This window comes from Streptomyces sp. LUP47B (assembly GCF_001746295.1).
GTDB lineage: Bacteria > Actinomycetota > Actinomycetes > Streptomycetales > Streptomycetaceae > Streptomyces.
Genome location: NZ_MJAH01000023.1, coordinates 92,434 through 113,725, shown reverse-complemented (window position 1 = coordinate 113,725; position 21,292 = coordinate 92,434). Strand labels below are relative to the sequence as shown.

Below are 21,292 nucleotides of genomic sequence, written 5' to 3'. Positions count from 1 at the left end.
CGGTACGGCGGGGCGGCCGCCTCCGCTGCGGGCACCACCGGGCTGGGTGGGCGCCGGGCGCCCGCCGCGCCGCGTCTCGATCATGGCCACGGCCTTCTCGGGCAGCCACGCCGACGCCGTACCGCTGTCGTCGGAGCCGGAGCCGAAGAGGTGGGGCGCCAGCTGGGCCTGGAGGTCGGCCGGGTTGGGACGCCCCGTGGCCTCCATCTGCATACAGGACTCGATGAGCGGACGCAGCTCGTCCGGGAGACCCTCGAGGTCGGGGCCCTCGCGCAGCAGCATGAAGACCGTCTCGACCGGGTTGGCGCCGTGGAAGGGCGGGTGGCCGGTGGCGGCGAAGACCAGCATGGAGCCGAGCGAGAAGACGTCGCTGGCGCCGGTGACGCTGCGGGAGTCCTTGGCCTGCTCGGGGGACATGTAGGCGGGGGTACCGACGGCGACGTTCGTCATCGTCAAACGCGTGTTCGAGACGCCGGACGCGATACCGAAGTCGATCACCCGGGGGCCGTCCTCGACCACCAGGACGTTGGAGGGCTTGAGGTCACGGTGGACGAGGCCGGCGCCGTGGATGGACTGCAGCGCCTCCGCGACGCCCGCCGCGAGCCAGCGCACCGCCTGGGCCGGGAGCGGCCCGCAGTCGTTCACTATCTCTTCGAGGGAGGGCGCGGGAACGTACGCCGTGGCCAGCCACGGCACGGCCGCGCGCGGGTCGGCGTCGACCACGGCGGCCGTGTAGAAGCCGGAGACCGCCCGGGCCGCCTCCACCTCACGGGTGAAGCGGACCCGGAAGAGCTGGTCCTCGGCGAGCTCCGTACGCACCGTCTTGATCGCCACCCGCCGGCCCGACGCCGAGCGCGCGAGATAGACCAGCCCCATGCCGCCGGCACCCAGCCGTCCCAGCACCTCGAACGGCCCGATCCTGCGCGGATCGTGCTGTGTCAGCTGATCCACCACTCTGCCTGCCACCTCCCCGTACAAGCCGCGCCACCCACATATGTACGCGACCCCGTGCAGCGTCTCACCACCGCACCGCCATGGCGGCACGCAACCCTGATTCTTCCTGGCCGGAGGCCTGGTGGCGAACCCGGGGTCAATTGGGGTGTCTCACCTCAAAGCGGAACCTTCTACCGCTCCGATCGCTCCAGAAGGGCGAACGACGCTCCCTGATTGTCGGTGACGACGGCCACTTTTCCGTACGACGTCTCGAATGGCGGCGCCTGGACCCGCCCGCCGAGCCGGCCGACCGTCCCGAGCGCGGCCTCGATGTCCTCGACACCGAAGTGCACCAGGAAGTGGGGCGGCATCTCGGTGGGGAACACGTCGGAGACCGGGGCGCGGCCGAAGTCGGGGTGGGCCTCGGGTCCGAAGAGGGCGTCGTGGAAGAGCCCGCCGTAGAAGGTGTTGGCGGCCTCGGTGTCCCGCACGTACAGCTCGGCCCAGGCGAAGGTGCCCGGTTCGTGCCGCACCCCGAATCCGGCGTGGCTGCCCGGTTCCCAGAGGCCGAAGACGGCCCCCTCCGGATCGGTGACCAGCGCGGACGTACCCAGCTCCGCCACCGGCACGGGTGCGGTGACGACCTGTCCGCCGGCCGCCCAGATCCGGTCGGCGAGGCCCTCGATGTCCGGGGTGGCGAAGTGGACCGTCCACACCGTGGGCATCCGGCCGTCCGTCTTGCGGACGAGGGCGGCGACGGGGCGGCCCTTGTGGTGGGCCCACACAGAACCCCCGTGGGCCTCCGGCCGGTCGTGGAAGGTCCAGCCGAAGAGCTCACCGTAGAACCGCTGTCCGGCGGCCACGTCGGGAAGCTGCGCGTCCACCCAGCAGGGGACGCCCTCGCCGTATCCCGTTCCGTCTGCGGATGCCCTGTTTTCGGCCATACCGTCAAAGTAACGGCGCCGCACGCACCCCGCAGGACCAGGCACACCCGCCCCCTGGACCCCGTGCACCCCATTTGCAGTCGGCCGAATCGCGCTCCGATCACCCCTCGGTAAGCTGACGGCATGACAGGACAAGTGCGTACCGTCGACGGCCGCGTGGCCGGCCGGCGTGGGCAGGCGACCCGGCAGAAGCTGCTCGACTGCCTCAGCGAGATGCTCAGCTCCTCCCCTTACCGGGACGTCAAGGTCATCGATGTCGCCCGGAAGGCGGGCACTTCACCCGCGACCTTTTACCAGTACTTCCCGGACGTCGAGGGCGCCGTCCTGGAGGTCGCCGAGCAAATGGCCACCGAGGGCGGCCAGTTGACCGAGCTGCTCGACGGCCGGTCGTGGGTCGGCAAGGCGGGATGGCTGACCGCGCAGGAACTCGTGGACGGTTTCCTGGAGTTCTGGCGCAAGAACGACGCGATCCTGCGCGTGGTCGACCTCGGCGCCGCCGAGGGCGACAAACGCTTCTACAAGATCCGTATGAAGATCCTCAACTCGGTGAACAACTCCCTTGTGGACGCGGTCACCGAGCTCCAGTCGAAGGGCAAGGTCGACAAGGACGTCAACCCGGCCGCGATCGCGGGTTCCCTCGTCGCGATGCTCGCGGCGGTGGCCTCGCACCAGAAGGGCTTCCAGACCTGGGGCGTCAAGCAGGCCGAACTCAAGCCGAACCTGGCGCTGTTGGTGCACCTGGGCGTGACGGGCAGGAAGCCGACGAAGTAGCGGCCCAGGTTTTCGAGTCCTGTCTGGCAGGCGGCTGTTCACACGGGTGGACAGCCGCCTGTCGTGCGTCCGGCGCTCATCTCCGGGTGATCCGGAAGAGCCGTATCTCCCGCTCGACCCGTGCCTGATAGGTGGCGTACGGCGGCCAGAACGCCAGCGCGGTCTTCCACACGGCCGCCCGCTCCTCCCCCGTCAGCAGCGTCGCCGTCACCTCGATGTCCTGCCCCTTCCAGCTGACCGAGGCCTCGGGGTGGGCGAGGAGGTTGGCGGTCCAGGCCGGGTGGCCGTCGCGGCCGAAGTTGGAGCCGATGAGGATCCAGGTACGGCCGTCGTCCTCGGGCATGCAGGCGAGCGGGGTCCGGCGGGGCAGCCCGCTCCTCGCCCCGGTCGAGGTGAGCACGACCCCCGGCAACATCTGCGCGCTGAGCAGGAACTTCCCCCGGGTGATCCGGTGCACGGCCCGGTCCAGGGCCGGAATCACATGCGGCGCGACCTTGGCGAAGCCGCGCGTGGACGACACCCGCTGGACCACCCTCGCGCCGATCACACCGACACCTCCGCCCGCTCGAAGAGCCGCGCCGCGTCGGCGTCGTGCGCCCGCAGCCGGTGTGCTGGGCCGAAGAGCAGCTCGTCCGCGGTGGCTCGCTTGAAGTACATATGCGCCTCGTGCTCCCAGGTGAACCCGATGCCGCCGTGCAGCTGGATCCCCTCGGCGGCGGCCGTACGCAGGGCTTCGAGGGCCTGGGCGAGGGCGAGGCCACCGACCGGCCATTCGTCGTGAACGGCGGCCCAGGCGGCGAAGTAGGCCGCGGAACGGGCCGCCTGAAGCTGAACGTACACATCGGCGAGCCGGTGCTTCACGGCCTGGAAGGACCCGACCGCCCGCCCGAACTGCTCCCGCTGCTTGACGTACTCGACGGTCGTCTCCAGCACATGGTCGGCGGCCCCGACGGCCTCACAGGCGAGGACGGTGGCGGCGGTGGCCCCCGTGCGGGCGAGGGCCCCCAGGACATCGGCCTCGTCGTCATCACCGAGCAACTCTGCTTCCACGTCCCGTAGTTGGACGCGCGCCTGGGGACGGGTGGCGTCGAGGGCACGCTGCCGGGTGCGCACGAGCCCGGGGGCGTCACCGGGGACGAGGAAGAGGAGCGTACGGGACCGGGCGAACCCACCGGCGTGGGCGGCCACGAGCAGGACATCGGCACTGTGCCCGTCGAGGACTTGATCGACCTGACCGTAAAGCCGCCATCGGCCGGCGCCCGGCCCCGACACGTCGGCCGACCGCTGCGCCGCGGCTCCCGACCGCTGCGCCCCCGTCTGCGCTTGCTGCGCCCCAGGGGCGGTCGAGCGTCCCGCTGGGGCGGTGCCCGCCGCGCCGGNGCCAGGGGCGCGGCCGCCCGCCCCTCCACCGCTGCGGCCGACCGTCCCGTCGAGGCCGCTCCCGAAGCCCCGGGAGCGGCGCCCGCCAGTCCCGCCCGGGCGGATCCCAGCCCCCCGGAGCCGGGGGCGGCGCCCCCGCCCGAACGGGGAACGGGCCGAGCCTGCACCCCGCCCGCACGTCCGCCTCCCGCCCAGTCGTCCTGGTTGTCACCGGTCAGGGCGAGGGCCGTACCTGGTGGCGCGGCCAGGGCTGCCGTCAAAGTGCCGGACGCGATGCGCGGCAGCAGGTCCGCGCGCTGGGCGTCCGTCCCCAGGGCCAGCACCAGCGGGGCCACGAGCACCGCCGTGCCCAGCAACGGCGTGGGCGCCAGCACCCGCCCCGTCTCCTCGCAGGCCAGCGCCAGTTCCGTCACCGAGCACCCCACACCGCCGTACGCCTCGGGAAGCGCCAGCCCCGGCAGGCCCAGCTGTTCGGCGAGGGCCGTCCACAGCGCCGGGTCGTAGCCGGCCGGGGTGTCGACCGCACGCCGCAACTCCTCGGGCCCGCAGCGTCTTCGCAGCAGTTCCCGCAAGGCACGTCGGATCTCGTCCTGTTCGGCGGTGAAGCGAGCGTCCATGGCTCTTCCTCTTCCCTCCCGATCTGACGGTCCGTCATATTAGGAGCGTCCGCACCAGATGCCCAGAGGCAGGAGGCCCTCATGCCCCCCGGGAGCCGGAAAGTCGCGATCACCGGCGTGGCCCTGGCCGACTGCGGCCGCGTGGACGACGCGACCCCCTACGCCCTGCACGCCCAGGCCGCCCGCCGCGCCCTGGCCGACGCCGGACTGGACCGCTCGCTGGTCGACGGCCTCGCCTCGGCCGGCACCGGCACCCTGGCCCCCGTCGAGATCGCCGAGTACCTGGGCCTGCGCCCCACCTGGGTCGACTCGACCTCGGTCGGCGGCTCCACCTGGGAGGTCATGGCGGCGCACGCGGCCGACGCGATCGCCGCCGGACACGCGAACGCGGTCCTGCTGGTCTACGGCTCCACGGCCCGCGCCGACATCAGGGCGGGCCGCCGCACCGGCACCCTCTCCTTCGGCGCCCGCGGCCCGCTCCAGTTCGAGGTGCCCTACGGCCACACCCTGATCGCCAAGTACGCGATGGCGGCCCGCCGCCACATGATCGAACACGGCACGACCATCGAGCAGTTGGCGCAGATCGCCGTCCAGGCCCGCGCCAACGCCGCCCTCAACCCCGACGCGATGTTCCGCGACCCGATCACCGTCGACGACGTCCTCTCCGGCCGGATGATCGCGGACCCCTTCACCAAGCTGCACTGCTGCATCCGCTCCGACGGCGGCGCGGCGGTGCTGCTCGCGGCCGAGGAGTACGTACGGGACTGCCGTACCGCTCCCGTCTGGGTGCTGGGCACCGGGGAGTACGTCTCGCACGTCAGCATGTCCGAGTGGCCCGACCTCACGGTGTCCCCGGCGGCGGTGAGCGGACGGCTGGCCTTCGAGCGGGCGGGCGTACGCCCCGAGGAGATCGAACTCGCCCAGATCTACGACGCGTTCACCTACATGACGCTGGTGACGCTGGAGGACCTCGGCTTCTGCGCCAAGGGCGAGGGCGGCGCCTTCGTGGAGAAGGGACGGCTGAAGGTCGAGGGCGGGGACCTGCCGGTGAACACCGACGGCGGCGGACTGTCCGCCCAGCACCCGGGCATGCGCGGGCTGTTCCTGCTCGTGGAGGCCGTACGGCAGCTGCGCGGGGAGGCGGGGGCACGGCAGGTGCGGCGCCCGGACGGGTCGGCGCCGCAGCTGGCGGTGGCGTCCGGGACGGGCGGCTGGTTCTGCTCGTCGGGGACGGTGGTACTGGGGCGCTAGGGCCCGTCTACGAGTACTGACTTCGGCTCGTCAGGGTGAGGTCGGGTTGCCGAGGGCGAGGCCGGTGCCGCCTATGAAGCCGTCGAGGGTTTCGGGCCGTACTGGAGTCGTTTGAGCCGGTTGCGGACAAGGGCTCCAAGCGGTCCAGGGCGACTACGGCGAGGTTGGCCAGGCTGGGCTTGACGTGGGCCCACACGCCCTCGACCGGGTTCAGGTCGGGCGAGTGGGCGGGCAGCAGGAACACCGTCAGCCATTCCCGTGCGTCGATCAACTCTCGCTGGTGGGCGCCGTCGAGCAGAGCGATGAAGTCACGCTCGCTCATACTGCGGCGCTTGCCCTTGCCCGCAGGATGGGCAACCAGCCGATGGCACAGCCGGGTCCGTGAGCCGGGCCGCATCGCAATCGGCCCTCAGCTCGCTGTCGCGTACACGATGAGGTTGTCGACAGGGTGCCCCTGCGCGTCGAAGTCGCCGTCGCACGTGATGAGCCGTAGAGCACGTTCCTGGGTCGGCCCGTAGACCTTCTCCGTCGGGAAGGCGTTCTTGGCGACGCTCTTCTTGTCCGTGACGGTGAAGTGGAGGGCTTTTCCCGTCTTGTCGGTGACGGTGATGTCCGCACCCTCCTTGATCTTCTTCAGGTCGTGGAAGACGGCCTCGCCGAAGCGGGTGTCGTTGTGGCCGATGATGACGGCCGCGCCGATCTCACCGGGCACCGCACCGCCCGTGTACCAGCCCGCGGTCATCCCCTCCTCGGCCGGCGGGACCTCGACCGTCCCGTCCGTGTTGAGGCCCAACTCCATCAGCGAACTGGTGATCCCCACGGAGGGAACGGCCACCTCGGCGGGGGCAGCCGGAGCCGCCGGAGCGTCGGAGGCCGCGGGCTGCCCGGACCTCGGGGTGCCGGGTGCGGAGGCGGAGGGGACGACCCGCGCTGTCGGGTCGGGGTCGGCCGAGCAGCCGGTGAGCACGCTGACGAGGGTCAGCAGGGTGAGGGTCGCGAGGCGGGCCCGGGACAGGGCCGGACGGTGTGCAGAGGGCAACGCGGGCTCCAGAACAGGGTGCGGAGATTCACCGGAACGCGCGGTGGCGCCGCCTGGTGAAGGGCGGCGCCACCGTTTCGTACGAGAGGCAGTGCTGCCAGGTCAGCCTTCGCGGCGGGCCGTGGTGCGGCGGCGCAGTACGTAGGTGCCGGCGCCCGCGAGCAGCAGCGCGCCCGTGGCCGAGCCGATGAGCGTGCCGGTGTTGTCGTCCTTGGCGGGGGCCTCGCCCGCGGCGACACCGCCACGCGGGTAGCCGTTGCCTCCGGCCTTCTGGGCTTCGGCGGCCTTCCGGGCCTCGGCCTCCTTGAGCGTCCTGGCGTCCTCGGCCTTCTTCTTCGCCAGGGCCTCCTTGTCGGCCGAGGTCGAGTCGGTCGCGCTCGGCGACGGAGTCGGGTCGGTGGCGAAGGCCGCGGTGGCCGGGACGAGCAGCGCGCCGGCCGCGACGCCGGTCAGGACAGCGATACGCAGCGGGCGCAGAGTGAGACGGCGGGACATGTGAGGGCTCCAGTTCCAGCCCGGCTTGGTCGTTCCTGGTTGCCGATCCGCACCAGGTTCCGGGCATGGCTTCACCCTGACGGCCACTTGTGAGGAAACTGTCAGAGCGCTGTCGTCATCCCATCAGGGTCGACCGGGGCCCTCCGGCTTCCGTGACTCTGCTGTCGGCAGCCGCAGGGTGAAGGTGGCCCCCTCCCCCTCCGTGCTCGCCACGTCCACCGTGCCGCCGTGGGCCTCGGCGAGCTTGAGGACGATCGCCAGGCCGAGGCCGCTGCCGCCGGTGCTGCGATTGCGGGACTTCTCCGCCCGCCAGAAACGGTCGAACACGTACGGGAGGTCGCCCGCCGGAATGCCACTGCCGGTGTCGGACACCTCCACGGCGAGCTCGTCCCCCGGGTCGGAGACGTACCGGCGCAGGGTCACCGTGCCGCCGGCCGGGGTGTGGCGCACCGCGTTGGAGAGCAGGTTACTGACGGTCTGCCGCAGCCGTACGGGGTCGGCGTCGAGGAGCGGTGGGTGAGGGGTGCCCGGCGGCGGTGTCAGGACCGTGAGGGTGACGCCCGCCGTCTCGGCCAACCCCTGGTGCGCGGCGGCGACCTGGCCGAGCAGCTCGTCGATCCGTACCGGCTTCCGGTGCAGCCGCAGGGCGCCCGCGTCGGCCGCGCCCAGATCCTGGAGGTCGTTGATGAGGTGCTGGAGCTGCACCGCCTCCTCCAGGAGCGAGGAGACGAACGCGGGGTCCGGCACGGCCAGTCCGTCGTGGGCCGCCTCCAGCCAGCCCCGGATGTTGCTCAGCGGCGTTCGCAGCTCATGGGCGACATCGCTGACCATCACCTTGCGCTGCTCCTCCAGGCGGGCCCGGTGCGCGGCCATGTCGTTGAAGGCCGCCGTCAGCCGTCCGATCTCGTTGTCGGAGACGACGGGCACGGGCACCGGCGTCGCGTCCAAGCCCTCCCGCATGCGCTGGGCGGCGCCGGTGAGCGCGTGCAACGGGCGTACGAGCCTGGCTCCGGCGAGCACCGAGGCGCCGACGGTGAGGGCGAGGACCAGAGCGGTGACACCGGCGATGCGTGCGGTGTTGGCGCGGGAGAGGTCGAAGCCAGGCACGCCGGCGGCACCGGGGCCGTCGATGAACAGGAGTGCGGGCTCGGCGACATAGCCCGTGAGCTGTTCCCGGCGGGCGCTTTCGACACAGTTGGCCACGGCCCGGTCGTACGCGCTGTCGCGGATCTCGGCGGGGGCGTAGTCGAGTGCGCCGCCGGAAGCCGCTTTGCGTTCGGCCGTCGCGGCGTCCTCCGCCTTCTTGGCGGCCAGGGCCTTCGCCTCCCGATCGCTGAGGCCGTCCTCGGCGCCGGAGACCGCGCCGTCCCGCCCGTATGCGTAACTCCGGTCCCAGGACAGGTCCAGGTTCAGTTTCACGGCGGTGCGACCCTGTCGTTTCAGACAGGCGTCAGCCAGTTGGTTGAGGGCGCTCAGGGCCTTCCGCTCGGTCGCGGTGGGACCGACCGGGTAGGACGCAAAGCACTTGGCCTCCAGGTCACGGTCGGTGACGCTGTCGATCCCCCCTTCGATCTCGTCGCTCACGAACTGGACGCGGGGCCGTCCGCCCGGGCTCTCGACGACGTCGGCGGCAATACCCATCTGGCTGAGGCACTTCACCCTCCCGGCGGCGGCCTTCCGCAGTGCGTCGTGTTCCTTCGCGGACAGCCGGAAGGGCCCCACGGCCCGTGGATCGACGCGGTCGGCGCCGGCCTTGGCCGCGTCGGGCACCAGCACGGTGTCGACGGAGCGTGGATCCACGACCGCTGAGGCCTGCTGAGCGAGCAGATCGTCGGACGGACCGGCGCCCGCTGAGCGCGAGTCGGCCGAGTCCACGATCGGGCGTCGGCCCGGCGTGGTGAGCACGATCCGGCGCCCGGACTCCTGGGCCAGATCTCGCATGGTGGTGTCGACGCCGTCCCAGTCGGGGTGGGTGGCCGCGTAGCCGAGGAGGGTGTTGTAGATCTTCGCGTCGGACTTGAGGTTCTGCCCCTGCTCCTGGCGGATCGCGACGGAGGTCGTCTGCACGGCCAGCCAGGCGGTCGCGGCGACCGAGCACGAGGCCACCAGCGCCGTCACGGTCAACAGCCGCCCCGCCAGGCTCTTGCGCAGCGGCAGCCGGGCGGCCCCCGCCGCACCTCCCCTGTCAGGACGACGCATGGCGCACGTTCTTCGCGGGGTCCGTGAGTTTGTAGCCGACGCCGAAGACGGTGATGAGGCGGGCCGGCCGTCGTGGGGCGCGCTCGATCTTCTTGCGCAGGTTCATGACGTGCACGTCGACGGTCCGGCCGCTGATGTACTTGTCGAAGCCGTGCAGCTCGTCCAGGAGCCGTGCCCTGGTGAAGACCCGGCCGGGCTCGGCCGCCATCGCCGCGAGAATACGGAACTCACCGGGCGTGCAGTCGACGGGCGTCCCGGCGACCGACACCTCGTGCCGCAAGGGATCGACCCTGAGCGCGCCGACCGCCAACACCTCGTCGTCCGGGGCCGCTTCGGGCTCCGAGGCGGGAGCGGAGGCGGGTACGGTCGCCGGAGCCGGGTCGGGGCCGCGCCGGTTGCGGCGCAGCAACGTCCGTACCCGGGCGGTGAGTTCACGCGGACTGAACGGCTTGGTCATGTAGTCGTCGGCGCCGAGGTCGAGGCCGAGCAGCAGATCGTCCTCGGTGCTGCGGGCCGTCAGCATCAGCACCGGCACCTCCCGGCGTTCGGCGCGCAGGATCCGTACGACGTCGAGGCCGTCGGCCCCGGGCATCATCACGTCGAGGACGACCAGGTCGGGTTCCTGGTGCCGGACCGTCTCGAGAGCCGTCCGGCCGTCCTCGACGACCGTGACGGCGTGACCCTCGTGCTCCAGGTAGCGGCGCACCAGTTCGGCCTGCTTCGCGTCGTCTTCGGCGACCACAATGTTTGCGCACACGCCGCAGATCGTAGCGACCGCCGGCGCCGGGAGGTCGGAAGTGTCCTTACCGTGAGGGCGGTTGGGTGGTGGACAGGCGAGGGTGCAGGGCTGCCGTCGAGCGTCCTGTGAGGTCGAGGAGCAGCTCGGCGAAGAGGGCGTCGCCCCAGCCGAACCAGGGGCGGGTGAAGGTCGCGGGGTCGGCCAGGGGCAAACTCGCGGCAACGGCGTTGACGAGCGCACCATTTACGCGTTGCACGCCTCCATCACCAGGCGGCTGCGCAGAAGGTGCCGGATGACGTCGTGCAGGCGGACGCGCCCGCCGCGGGCCGAGTCCAGCTCCAGAAGGGACAGCCCTCCAAGCGCGGAACAGAGGTCTCTGGACTGATACGCGGCGAGCTTCTCCAGGCAGCGCGGCGACAGACGGCACCGTGATCCGCTCGGCCCGCGCGATACCAGGGCCTCGATCCCGCCGTCCCGCCACAGCTGATGCCACTGGTAGGCCGACTCCCGGCTCACTCTGAGGCACTGGGCGACCTCCAGCGGCTTGATCCTCTGCTCGAACAGCACAGCCGCCTGCCACCGTACGGCCTCCCGACGCTGCCGTCCCGCAGCGGTCAGCCCGCCCCCATCCGCATATCTCACACAGCACGAAACACAGCCCGCACCCCTGGCCCGACAGGCACATCGCCAAAGATCACCCTGCCGAGCCGAAGTCAGTAGGGCCGTCTACGAGCAACTCCCCCACCTGATCAGTGGGTCTACGAAGACCGCCAACCACCGTGGCCGAAGGGTGCATTGGCACTCCTCGGCCACAGGATTCCCTTGAGCCGCTTTCCGCGCAGCGCTCACTCTGAGCACTGGCTTCCGCTCACCAGGCCGGAAGCGTCGTCAGTGTTCAGGGGAGGACGCCACCCATGCGAAGACACCACGCCTTCTGGGCCGTGGCAGGAGCGGCCGGACTGCTCACGGGCGCGATCACGCCCGCCGCGGCCGGTTTCGGATCGCAGGTCACCGCACCGGAATCCACGCCCGTACGGAGCGGCGCCGGGACCGGTGCGACGAGTACGCAGACCGTCACCCTCATCACCGGTGACACCGTGTCCCTCAGCGCCGGGCCGGACGGCAAGTACGCCCTCGACGTCCAGCGCGGCAAGGGCCGCGAGGCCGCCACCTTCCTGTCCAGCGAGAAGGACGGCGAGGTCAGTGTCCTGCCGTCGGACGCGATCCCGCTCGTGAACGCGGGCCGTCTCGACCCGGCACTCTTCAACGTCACCCAGTTGGTGAAGCAGGGGTACGCCGATGCGAAGACCGGCGACACCCCGGTGATCGCGACGTACACGAAGGGCAACGCGACCCCCGACGGCGCTCGCCGGATACTCAGGCTGCCCACGATCGACGGCGCCTCGCTCAGCGCGCGGAAGTCGACCGCCTTCTGGGCGGACATCGCCCCCGCGCTCGGCACCGCACCCACCACGAAGGCCGCGCGGCAGCTCGGCGAGGGCATCGACAAGATCTGGCTCGACGGCAAGGTCGAGGCGTCCCTCGACGTCAGCGTGCCGCAGATCGGCGCGCCCGAGGTGTGGAAGTCGGGCTACGACGGCAAGGGCGTCAAGGTCGCCGTACTGGACACGGGCGTGGACGCCGGTCACCCGGATCTCGCGGGGAAGATCGCCGAGTCGACGAGCTTCGTGCCGGGCCAGGCGGTGCAGGACGGCCACGGTCACGGCACCCATGTGGCGTCCACGATCGTCGGCTCGGGCGCGGCCTCGGACGGCAGGCGCAAGGGTGTGGCGCCGGGCGCGGAGCTGCTGGTCGGCAAGGTGCTGGGCAACGACGGCCGCGGCCAGGACTCCTGGATCATCGCGGGCATGGAGTGGGCCGCGCACTCCGGCGCGAAGATCGTGTCGATGTCGCTGGGCGGTGACGCGTCCGGCCCCTCGGACGTGCTGAGTGAGACGGTCGACGAGCTGTCCGCGTCCACCGGCACCCTCTTCGTGATCGCGGCGGGCAACTCCGGCCCGTCCGAGCAGACCATCGGCACCCCCGGCATCGCCGACTCGGCGCTGACGGTCGGCGCGGTCGACAAGTCCGACAAGCTGGCCTCGTTCTCCAGCCGGGGTCCGCGCATCGGCGACTTCGCGGTCAAGCCGGAGATCACGGCTCCGGGCGCCGCCATCACCGCGGCCCGCGCGGCCGGCACCACCATGGGCACGCCGGTCGACGACTACTACACGACGTCGAGCGGTACGTCCATGGCGACGCCGCATGTCGCGGGCGCCGCGGCGCTGGTCGCGCAGGCCCATCCGGACTGGACGGGACAGCAGCTCAAGCAGGCGCTCGCGACCACCGCGAAGACGAACACCGTCAACTCCGTGTTCGAGCAGGGTGACGGCCGGGTCGACGCCGTACGGGCCGTCAATCAGGGCGTCTTCGCGACGCCGGCGTCGAGTTTCGGCACGTTCGAGGCGAGCGACACCGAGACCGACAGCAAGGACCTCACCTACACCAACACCACGGACAAAGCGGTGGAGTTGAAGATCTCCTCGTCGCTCCCCGACGCCGCCCCGAACGCGGACACCGTGACCGTCCCGGCGAAGGGCACCGCCACCGTCGCCGTCACCGTCGACCCAGCCAAGGAGGCGACGGGCCGGTACACGGGCCACATCACCGCGAGCGCCGACGGCGTCCAGGTCACCACCGCCGTCGGCTTCGAGAAGCTGGCGAAGACCTTCGACCTGAAGCTGTCGCTGGTGGGTCGGGACGGCAAGCCGTCCACCTCGGCGTCGATCTTCACGCTGCAGGAACTGAACGGCGCGTACGAGACGTACGGGTTCATCGGCAGCGGCTACACCTTCAAGGTGCCGGCCGGCACGTACTCCACGGCGTCCTGGATCTCGCAGCGGGACGCGGCCGGACTGGAGATGAGCACCTCGGTCGTCGGCGATCCGCAGATCAAGGTCGACAAGGACACCGAGGTCGTCCTCGACGCCCGCACGGCGGTCGAGATCAAGCCGAAGACCAAGGAGGACTCGGAGTTCCAGGGCTTCAGCACCACCTGGAAGCGGGAAGGGCCGGGCGGCGCCTGGGGACTTACCTACAGCCAGGGCTGGTGGACCGACCACGTCTACGTGGCCCCCACCGAGAAGGTCACCGAGGGCACCCTCGAGTTCTCCTCGAAGTTCCGTCTGTACGCCAAGGAGCTGACGGCAAGCGTCACCAGCCCCGAGAAGTACGCGCTGCCCCTCGACTACGCGCAGACGTCCACCGGGTTCCCGGTGAAGTTCAGCGGTGACCGCACGGTCCGGGCGGTGGACGCGGGCAGCGGCAGCGCGGCCGACTTCGCGGGGCTCGACGTCAAGGGCAAGGTGGCGGTCGTCCGGGTGGCCGCCGGTGCGACGGCGGACGAGGCACTGGCCAACGCGACCGCGGCCGGAGCCGGTTACGTCCTCGCCTACCACGAGACGCCCGGGTACTGGATCTCCTGGGTGAAGAGCGCGGCCATCCCGCTGATGACCGCCACCGGCGAGGACGGCGCGAAGCTCGGAGCCCTGCTGAAGAGCGGGAAGAAGGTCACGCTGAAGCTGGACGGCACCGCGGTCAGCCCGTACGTGTACAGCGTGATGTTCACGCAGACAGGCGCCGTCTCTGGCCGGCAGACGTACAACCTGAACGGCTCCAACACGGTGAAGCAGACGGTTCGTTACCACGCGGACAAGGCCGGTCGGGTCGGCAAGGACGCCGTGTACAGGTTCCGTCCCGGGCAGAGCACCGACATCGCGACCACCGACAATGTGCGGCTCGGCACGGAGCGCACCGAGTACTACAACGTCTCCGACAACCGGATCTGGCACGCCGTCTATCCCGACACGAAGGCGAACAGGCCGCAGTGGGATTCCCTGCAGACCTTCGACAAGGCGGGCAGGCTGCCCACCGAGGACTGGCTGCGCCCGGTGGTCCGCCCGGCGACCAGCGAGCAGTACGCCCTCTCCCAGCGCACCGGCGACAAACTCACCTTCGGAGTCCCGGAGTTGAGCGACTCCACGCCGGGTCACTACGGGGCGGTGGACAACGTCCAGGACACCGCGAAGGGCACGCTGTACGCGGACGGACAACTGGTCGGCGACACCGCGCTCGGCGGAATCGGCACCTTCGACGTCCCGGCGGCGAAGACCTCGTACCGCCTCGTGCTCGACGCCCGGCGCACGGCCGACTGGGCCGCCTACTCCACCGGCACCCACACCGAGTGGTCCTTCGCCTCGGCGCACACGGACCAGCCCACGGCGCTGCCGCTGCTCTCGGTCGACTACGACGTGCACGGGCTCGACCTCCTGGGCCGTGCCGAAGCAAGGCACACGTCGAAGCTCGGACTCTCCGTCCGTAACCAGTCGGGCGGCGTCACGGCCGGTGGCCTGAAGGCCTGGGTCTCCTACGACGACGGCACGTCCTGGAAGGAGGTGAAGGTGAAACGCGGCGAGCTGGAACTCAAGCATCCGAAGGGCGCCGCGTTCGTGTCCCTGCGCGTACGGGCCGCCGACCGGAGCGGCAACGCCGTCGACCAGACCGTGCTGCGGGCGTTCGGCCTGAAGTAGTCGCACCGACATGGATGGCCTGAAGGAGACGGCCTGAAGTGAACGGCGTCCCAGGCCGGGACAAACGGCCTTAACAAAGATCGCCTACCGTGCCGAGCCATGGTGAACACGGCGTACGACACGGCAGGGCAGACCCCCGCCGCGAGCCCCTGGGCCGCGGTGGGGGTCTCCGCGTTCGACGAGCTGGTGTACCAGGCCATCCTCAACCAACCCGACGCCGGCGCGGCCGGCTGGGCGTTGCTGACGGGTGCCTCCCCGGGCCGGGTCCGTGAGGCCTGCAACCGGCTGCTCACGCTCGGGCTGCTGCAACCACCGGACTCCATGGGCGGGTTGAGAGCCGTCGACCCCCGGGTGGCGATCCGCGCGCTGATCAGGCGGCGTGAGTCGGAGTCCGAGCTGCTGGCCGCCACCGCCGAGGAGATGGCGACCGCGTACGAGGCGGGACTGCTGCGCGAGGAACCGTCCCGGCTGGTCGAGGTGGCCTCCGGCGAGGGCGCCATCGCGGCACGCCTGGAGGAGATGTACGCGCGCGCGGAGCACGAGGTGTGCCTTTTCGACACACCGCCGTATCTCGCCCCTGCCGGTCCGCAGGTGGACCGCCAGGCCGATCTGCTCAGCCGCGGGATCCTCTCTCGTGCGATCTACTCGGCGACCGGCCTGGAGGATCCGAAGATCCTGACCCGCGCCTTCAGGATGGTCGAACTCGGCGAGCAGGCGCGGGTGTTGCCCTCCGTGCCGCTCAAGCTGCTGGTGGTCGACGGATGCCGGGCGCTGCTGCCGCTGACCGCCTCCGCGGCCGGCGGCTACTGTGCCGTCGTGGTGTGGCACTCGGCGGTGACCGAGGCCCTGCAGAAGCTCTTCGAACTGGCCTGGCAGCAGGCCGCGCCGCTGGGTCAGGCGGTCGACGACGGTGGGCTCTCCGAGAGCGAGAGGACGTTGACCCGGCTGCTGGCGGCCGGAATGAAGGACGAGGCCGTGGCTCGCCATCTGGGAGTGAGTCTGCGTACCCTGCGCCGGCGGGTGAGCGAGCTGCAGGAGCGGCTGGGTGCGGCGAGCAGATTCCAGCTCGGCGTGCGGGCTGCCCAGCGGGGCTGGGTGTAGCAGCGATACCGGCCGTTTCCGGTTTCTAATGCACGACTCTGATGGTCGCCTTGTCGTTGGAGGTGTCCGGGTCCCTGCGGCCCACGTCCCACGGGCTGGAGGGGTCCTTCTCCAGGAGGCTCAGGGTGCCCTCGCCGGGGGCGCCGAGTTCGGCCGTGAACTCGAAGGAACGGGACTGTCCCGGCTTCAGGTCGGGTACCTCGCAGGTGTAGGTGAAGCCGTTGTTGTCGCAGTACGCCCGGTAGACGCCGTCGTCGTACTCCTCCATGGGCTCCTTCACCACGGTCAGCTCGAAGGGCGGCTCGAAGACCAGCTCGGCCGTGGTGCCGGCGTCGGCGGGCCCGTTGTTGGTGACCTCGATGCGGAAGGTGCGCCGGGTGCCGGGAGCGCCGCGCAGTTCGACGTCGGACACCTGGTAGTCGGCGTGGGTGTCGACGACGAGCTGGGTGGATCCGCCGCCCCCGACGAAGGTGCCCTCGGTGCCGGCGGTGGGCTCGGCCTCCAGGTCGGGTCCGTCGCCGGGCTCGCCGCCCTTCGAGTAGCTGTGGTATTGACCCGGGCCCATGTCCAGGGCCCAGACGTCGCGGCCGTAGGAGGGGTACATCTGCGCTGTGGGGACGCGCAGTCTCATGGCGGGGCGGACGACGAGCGTCTCTCCCGGGTCGATGGTCACCTCGGGCAGCTCGCACACCGCGAGATGGCCCTTGCTCAGCTCGGGGTAACGGCAGTTGTCGTATTCCTGCGTGAACTCCGTCCCGCCGGCGGTCATCGCGATCCCCAGCCCCTTGACGGGCACCTCGCCGGTGTTCCGCACGACGAGCGGGGAGACCAGCTCGGAGCCGGGCCGCAGGGGATCCTTCGCGTACGCGGGTGCCACCGCCTCGACGACCGGCTCGCCGACGACGAACCGGGTCCGCGCGGTGAGCTCTTTGCCGCTCTTCGTGGTGTACGTGTACCGGACGACGGCCGTGGCACCGGCCTTCGCGCCCTTGACCGCGTGCGGCTGCGCACGGGCGTTGTCCGCCCAGTTGCTGTAATCGCCGTCGACCTCGCAGGTCAGATGCGCGGAGTCGCCCTCGCAGGGGCCGTACTTCTTCAGCCGGACCACGTCCCGTCCGTCGGGCGCCACCTCCACCGTGAGCCGGCGGACCCCGGGCCCGTTCCCGTCCTCGGCCGTCACGGCGAAGGGCATCTTGTCCTTCGGGCCGGTTTTGTCACCGTAGGGGCGCAGGTAGTAGAGCTCGGGGGCGGTGAGGGAGGAATGGGCGGTGGTGGTGGAGTCGCAGGCGGCGAGGGACGCGAGCAGAAGTACTCCGGCGGCGCCAACTGCCGTACCGGACAGGCGATTCAACGGCCGTCCCTCCCTCAAGTGTGCGAAGTACCCTGAACTGTATGGCCCTGACTCGTGAGCAACGTGAACAGTTCCTGGCCGAGCCGCATGTCGCCGCGCTGGCGGTCGACGCCGGAGAGGGGCGCGCGCCGCTCGCTCTGCCGATCTGGTACCAGTACACGCCCGGTGGTGACATCTGGATCATGACCGGGCGCGATTCCCGCAAGCACGGACTGATCCGGGCGGCCGGCCGCTTCTCCCTGCTCGTCGAGCGCGTCGAGCCCACCATCCGGTACGTGTCCGTGGAGGGGCCGGTCGTCGACTCCCGGCCGGGCACCGTCGAAGACCTCCGGGAGATCTCCGCCCGCTACCTGCCGGCCGAGAAAGTCGACGGGTACGTGGAGTTCGCCGCCAAGAACCACGGCGAGCAGGTGATCCTCCGGATGCGGCCCGAAAGGTGGGTGACGTCCGACCTCGGTACCGTCTGAGGCATGGCAACCGATCTTCACGAGCTGCTCAGGTCGCTGCGGGTGTGGGACCCGGAGGTCACCTCGCTGCCCTCCTTCGACCCCGCGACCGCGCCCGCCACCCCGCTGGAGCTCTTCACCACCTGGTTCGCGGAGGCGGTGGCCGCCGGGCAGACCGAGCCGCACACCATGTCCCTCGCTACGGCGGACGGGCAGGGCCGGCCCGACGTACGCACCGTGATGCTGCACGGCGCTGACGAGGACGGCTGGGCCTTCGCGAGCCACTCCCACAGCCGCAAGGGAGGTCACCTGTCGGCACGGCCGTACGCCGCCCTCGGCTTCTACTGGCCGGTCCTCGGCCGGCAGGTGCGGGTGAAGGGGCCGGTGAGCGCCGCGCCCTCCGAGCAGGGCCAGGCCGACCTGCACGCCCGCTCGACCGGCGCGTTGGCCGCCGCGCTCACCGGACGGCAGAGCGAAGTGCTGGGCTCGCTCGGGGAGTTGGCGAGGGTGTCCGAGGAGGCCTGGGAGCGGGCGCAGCGCGAGCCGGAGGTGCCGGTGCCGTCCTGGACGCTGTACCGGCTGCTTCCGGACGAGGTGGAGTTCTTCCAGGGCGACGAGCGCAGGCGGCATGTCCGCCTCAACTACCTTCGTTCCGAAGCAGGTTGGGCTCAGGAACTGCTCTGGCCCTGAAAGTCGTACACCGCGAAGTCCGCCACCGGCCGGTAACCGATGCGCTGGTAGAGGCCGTTGCTGGTCGGGTTGGCCAGGTCGGTGAAGAGCAGCACCTCGTCGGCGCCCCGCTCCCGCGCCAGCCGGCTGACCTCGGCGGTGGCGGCACCGGCGTACCCGCGGCCGCGGAGACCGGCCGGTGTGTAGACGGGCGCCACCCGGATCTGGCCGGCGACCGGCGGGGTGAGGCCGGCCATGGAGACGGGGGTGCCGTCGGGGGCCTCCCAGAGGGTGACGCCGCCGTAGGCGAGGCGGGCGTCGGCCCAGGACTCGGCGCGCACAGCGTCGTTCTCGCTCTCGCCGATGTCCCGGACGAACTCTCCGAACCAGCGCACCAACAGCTCCCGGTCGCCCTCCCCCGCGATCCTCGGCCGCCCCTGCGGCACCGGCTCCGGCTCGGTCAGCGTGTCCAGCCGGTACAGCCGCTGGCGCTGATACGGCACGGCCTCGACCCCGGTCCGGCGCCGCCAGGCCTCGGCGAAACCGGCCGCGGTCGCGGCCTCGGCACTGACGCCGGGGACGGCCTGGCCGAGGGCCGCCAGATGGGCGGCGAGGGAGTCGGCCCGCGCGGTGGTCAGGGGCGTGAGATACAGCCGGTACGGAGGGGTCCGGAAGTAGGCCCCCCGCACGTTCCCGTCCTCCTCCAGCAGCCCGAAGAGGGGCGCGTCGTCGCCGTACGCATGGAGCCCGCGGGTGCGTAGCCCCTCGGTCACGGTGAGGACAACGGTGTGCAGGTCCGGGCGGGAGCGCAGGAAGTCACCGGCGCGGGTGAGGAACTCGTCGAGGTCGTGGGTGGAGTGCCAGGCTGTGGGAGGCATGTCTCATGATCCTGCGCGAGCGCGCCGGACGCCTCCGAATTACGACGGTTCGGGGTCGGTCGCCAGTCGGGCGTGCAGGTGCACGTCCCGGAACGCGTCGTGCCGTCCCGCCTCGAACATCGCGCCCCGTAGCGTTCCCTCGTAGCGGAAGCCGCAGCGTTCGGCGACGGTGCAGGAGGCGCCGTGGCCGAGGGCGTGCCCCAGCTCCAGCCGGTGCAGGCCGAGGTCGGTGAGGGCCCAGTGGGCGCCGAGGCGGAGCGCGCGGGTGGCCACCCCGTGGCCGCGGGCCTCGGGCAGCACCCAGTAGCCGACACGGGCGGTGCGCATGACGTGGTCGATGACGTTGATGCCGAGGTGTCCGATCGTCGTACCGCTCGACTCGTCCGTGATCCGGTACGACACGCTCGTGCCCTGCGCCGCCTGTTCAGCCCTGCGTCGCAGGGCGGCACGGGCGCCGTCGAGGTCGTGGATCAGGGTGAGAGGCGTGTTCCAGCGCCCGAACTCGGGGTCCAGCGCGCCGCGCAGCCAGTCCTGGGCCTGGGCGTCGGAGTCCGCGTCCCAGGCGCACAGGCGCAGGCCGTGGCCGTGCAGCGGGGTGAAGGGACGGATGAGGTGCTGATCGTCGACGTCGGTCATCCACCCATTCAAACCGCCCCGGAGACCTCGCGCGGCCTGAATTTCGCTACCCCGCCCGGGAACACCGCCTCCAGCTCCAGCCCGGCCCGCAGATCCGCACCGGCACGAACGACGGTCCCCGGCAAGGTCGACGCCCGTCGCTCATCCCCAACGCCCCAGACCCCCAGCCCGCCCTGAAGTTCGGTACCCCGCCCGGGAACACCGCCTCAAACTCCAGCCAGGCCGCAGGTCCTCACCGGCACGATCGACGGTCCCTGACAAGGTCGACGCCCGTCGCTCATCCCCCAACGGCCACAGTTGCCTCGCGCGGCCTGAACCTCGGCACCCCGTCCGGGAACACCGCCTCCAGCTCCAGCCCGGCCCGCAGATCCTCGTGTGCGCAGTCGACGATCTCCGTCATCATCCGGGGGCCCTCGGCGAGGTCGACGACGGCGGCGACGTACGGGGTGCGGTCCTTGAAGGGCGGCAGGTCGTTGCGGTGGACGACGGACCAGGTGTGGAGCGTGGCACGGCCGGTGGCCGCGGACCAGGTGACGTCCTCGCTCCAGCAGCGCGGGCAGAACTCACGGGGATAGTGGTGGACCCGGTCACAGGCCCCGCAGTGCCTGAGCAGCAGGACGCCCCGCGCCGCCGCGTCCCAGTAGGTCCGCGTGAAGGCGTCCGCCTCCGGCAGGTCGTATCTCGCGCCCATCAGAACCAGCCCAGCGCGGCGTCGAGCGACCACGTCTGCCAGGACATCGCGAACAGGGCCACGAGCGAGATGAGGGCCATCATCGAGTTCTGCCCCTGCTCGGCCCAGTCGTGGATCATGAGCGTGAAGTAGAGGACGTTCAGGAGCAGGCCGCCGACCAGCGCGAGCGGGGTCAGGAAGCCGAGGATCAGGCCTGCGCCGAGGGCGAGTTCGGCGTACGCGACGACGTACGCCATCGTCCTGGGGCGGGGCGCGACCAGCACGTCGAAGCCGCTGCGGACCGGGGTCCAGCGGTGCTTGGCGGCGATGTCCGCGGCCCAGGTGATGCCGCCGCCCTCGAACCACGTCCTCTTGTCCTTGTGCCGCCAGCTCTCCAGCCACCACAGCCCGAGGCCGATGCGCAGGACGGCCAGCCATTGCGCGCCGGTCAGCCAGATCGTGTCCATGAAATCTGACGGTACGTCAGATCCCGGACCCCGGGAAGACCGCGGTCGCCGCCGGAATCCTGTGCGCCCACCGAGGTGACTTTTCCGTACACGCACAACCAGGTGACCTACGCCACA

Annotated in this window: 21 protein-coding genes and 2 pseudogenes; 6 read left to right on the top strand and 17 right to left on the bottom strand. The window is 71.1% G+C overall.

The window, feature by feature from the left end; genetic code table 11:
* Positions 1 to 954: serine/threonine-protein kinase (locus BFN33_RS44035; protein WP_141758061.1), on the bottom strand; the 954-nt coding region annotated here is incomplete at its 3' end.
* Positions 955 to 1,124: 170 nt separating this feature from the next.
* The gene (locus tag BFN33_RS44030; protein WP_069765840.1) at positions 1,125 to 1,877 is read right to left on the bottom strand and encodes a VOC family protein; all 753 of its coding nucleotides are present in this window, start codon (positions 1,875 to 1,877) and stop codon (positions 1,125 to 1,127) included.
* A 135-nt stretch (positions 1,878 to 2,012) separates the two neighbouring features.
* Here BFN33_RS44030 and BFN33_RS44025 point away from each other — a divergent pair, with 135 nt between their 5' ends.
* Entirely contained in the window at positions 2,013 to 2,648 is a 636-nt protein-coding gene (locus BFN33_RS44025) for a TetR family transcriptional regulator (RefSeq protein WP_069765839.1), read from the top strand.
* A 76-nt stretch (positions 2,649 to 2,724) separates the two neighbouring features.
* Here the strand turns inward: BFN33_RS44025 and BFN33_RS44020 are convergent, their stop codons facing one another.
* The 3 genes and pseudogenes from BFN33_RS44020 to BFN33_RS54950 all read right to left on the bottom strand — a co-directional run.
* Positions 2,725 to 3,195 (bottom strand): nitroreductase family deazaflavin-dependent oxidoreductase, encoded by a 471-nt coding sequence (locus tag BFN33_RS44020; protein ID WP_069765838.1) that lies wholly within the window; start codon positions 3,193 to 3,195, stop codon positions 2,725 to 2,727.
* A pseudogene (locus BFN33_RS54955) lies at positions 3,192 to 4,027 on the bottom strand (acyl-CoA dehydrogenase family protein); the annotation flags it as partial. The gene BFN33_RS44020 and the pseudogene BFN33_RS54955, both read right to left, overlap by 4 nt.
* 1 nt (position 4,028) lies before the next feature.
* On the bottom strand, positions 4,029 to 4,645 hold a 617-nt coding region (locus BFN33_RS54950; protein ID WP_141758062.1), incomplete at its 3' end, for an acyl-CoA dehydrogenase family protein.
* A gap of 81 nt (positions 4,646 to 4,726) precedes the next feature.
* Between BFN33_RS54950 and BFN33_RS44005 the strand changes: the two genes are divergently transcribed.
* Entirely contained in the window at positions 4,727 to 5,896 is a 1,170-nt protein-coding gene (locus BFN33_RS44005) for an acetyl-CoA acetyltransferase (RefSeq protein WP_069765837.1), read from the top strand.
* A gap of 30 nt (positions 5,897 to 5,926) precedes the next feature.
* On the opposite strand, the pseudogene BFN33_RS44000 reads toward BFN33_RS44005, so the two are convergent.
* From BFN33_RS44000 to BFN33_RS55725, 7 genes and pseudogenes are all read right to left on the bottom strand, one after another.
* Positions 5,927 to 6,293: pseudogene (locus BFN33_RS44000) on the bottom strand (transposase).
* 12 nt (positions 6,294 to 6,305) lie between these two features.
* The gene (locus BFN33_RS43995) at positions 6,306 to 6,935 is read right to left on the bottom strand and encodes a class F sortase (protein WP_079141333.1); all 630 of its coding nucleotides are present in this window, start codon (positions 6,933 to 6,935) and stop codon (positions 6,306 to 6,308) included.
* A 102-nt stretch (positions 6,936 to 7,037) separates the two neighbouring features.
* Positions 7,038 to 7,430, bottom strand: a complete 393-nt coding sequence (locus BFN33_RS43990) for a hypothetical protein (RefSeq protein WP_069765836.1) — start codon at positions 7,428 to 7,430, stop codon at positions 7,038 to 7,040.
* Between the two features lie 123 nt (positions 7,431 to 7,553).
* Entirely contained in the window at positions 7,554 to 9,629 is a 2,076-nt protein-coding gene (locus tag BFN33_RS43985) for a cell wall metabolism sensor histidine kinase WalK (RefSeq protein ID WP_069765835.1), read from the bottom strand.
* The gene (locus BFN33_RS43980; protein ID WP_256123035.1) at positions 9,616 to 10,386 is read right to left on the bottom strand and encodes a response regulator transcription factor; all 771 of its coding nucleotides are present in this window, start codon (positions 10,384 to 10,386) and stop codon (positions 9,616 to 9,618) included. Before BFN33_RS43980 ends, BFN33_RS43985 begins: the two co-directional genes overlap by 14 nt.
* Before the next feature lie 46 nt (positions 10,387 to 10,432).
* Complete coding sequence (locus BFN33_RS52855; protein ID WP_079141331.1) at positions 10,433 to 10,624, bottom strand: hypothetical protein; 192 nt, start codon at positions 10,622 to 10,624, stop codon at positions 10,433 to 10,435.
* Positions 10,612 to 11,010 carry a helix-turn-helix domain-containing protein gene (locus BFN33_RS55725; RefSeq protein WP_370743377.1) on the bottom strand — a complete coding sequence of 133 codons (399 nt, stop codon included), beginning with the start codon at positions 11,008 to 11,010 and terminating at the stop codon, positions 10,612 to 10,614. The genes BFN33_RS52855 and BFN33_RS55725 overlap by 13 nt, the downstream gene beginning before the upstream one ends.
* Before the next feature lie 272 nt (positions 11,011 to 11,282).
* Between BFN33_RS55725 and BFN33_RS43970 the strand changes: the two genes are divergently transcribed.
* Both BFN33_RS43970 and BFN33_RS43965 read left to right on the top strand, forming a co-directional pair.
* Positions 11,283 to 14,957 (top strand): S8 family serine peptidase, encoded by a 3,675-nt coding sequence (locus BFN33_RS43970; protein ID WP_069765834.1) that lies wholly within the window; start codon positions 11,283 to 11,285, stop codon positions 14,955 to 14,957.
* A 99-nt stretch (positions 14,958 to 15,056) separates the two neighbouring features.
* Complete coding sequence (locus BFN33_RS43965) at positions 15,057 to 16,058, top strand: LuxR family transcriptional regulator (protein WP_069765833.1); 1,002 nt, start codon at positions 15,057 to 15,059, stop codon at positions 16,056 to 16,058.
* Between the two features lie 25 nt (positions 16,059 to 16,083).
* On the opposite strand, the gene BFN33_RS43960 is transcribed toward BFN33_RS43965, so the two are convergent.
* Positions 16,084 to 17,409: a DUF11 domain-containing protein gene (locus BFN33_RS43960; protein WP_088245513.1), complete on the bottom strand. Its 1,326-nt coding sequence runs from the start codon at positions 17,407 to 17,409 to the stop codon at positions 16,084 to 16,086.
* Positions 17,410 to 17,450: 41 nt separating this feature from the next.
* Here BFN33_RS43960 and BFN33_RS43955 point away from each other — a divergent pair, with 41 nt between their 5' ends.
* Positions 17,451 to 17,876, top strand: a complete 426-nt coding sequence (locus BFN33_RS43955; protein WP_069765832.1) for a pyridoxamine 5'-phosphate oxidase family protein — start codon at positions 17,451 to 17,453, stop codon at positions 17,874 to 17,876.
* 3 nt (positions 17,877 to 17,879) lie between these two features.
* Entirely contained in the window at positions 17,880 to 18,545 is a 666-nt protein-coding gene (locus BFN33_RS43950) for a pyridoxal 5'-phosphate synthase (protein WP_069765831.1), read from the top strand.
* Here the strand turns inward: BFN33_RS43950 and BFN33_RS43945 are convergent.
* The 4 genes from BFN33_RS43945 to BFN33_RS43930 all read right to left on the bottom strand — a co-directional run bounded on the left by BFN33_RS43945 (position 18,524) and on the right by BFN33_RS43930 (position 21,175).
* Complete coding sequence (locus BFN33_RS43945; RefSeq protein WP_069765830.1) at positions 18,524 to 19,402, bottom strand: GNAT family N-acetyltransferase; 879 nt, start codon at positions 19,400 to 19,402, stop codon at positions 18,524 to 18,526. The genes BFN33_RS43950 and BFN33_RS43945 overlap by 22 nt on opposite strands.
* A gap of 39 nt (positions 19,403 to 19,441) precedes the next feature.
* Complete coding sequence (locus BFN33_RS43940) at positions 19,442 to 20,038, bottom strand: GNAT family N-acetyltransferase (RefSeq protein WP_069765829.1); 597 nt, start codon at positions 20,036 to 20,038, stop codon at positions 19,442 to 19,444.
* Between the two features lie 277 nt (positions 20,039 to 20,315).
* Positions 20,316 to 20,729 (bottom strand): Zn-ribbon domain-containing OB-fold protein, encoded by a 414-nt coding sequence (locus tag BFN33_RS43935; protein ID WP_069765828.1) that lies wholly within the window; start codon positions 20,727 to 20,729, stop codon positions 20,316 to 20,318.
* Entirely contained in the window at positions 20,729 to 21,175 is a 447-nt protein-coding gene (locus BFN33_RS43930; RefSeq protein ID WP_059206620.1) for a DoxX family membrane protein, read from the bottom strand. The genes BFN33_RS43935 and BFN33_RS43930 overlap by 1 nt, the downstream gene beginning before the upstream one ends.
* Positions 21,176 to 21,292 lie beyond the last annotated feature (117 nt).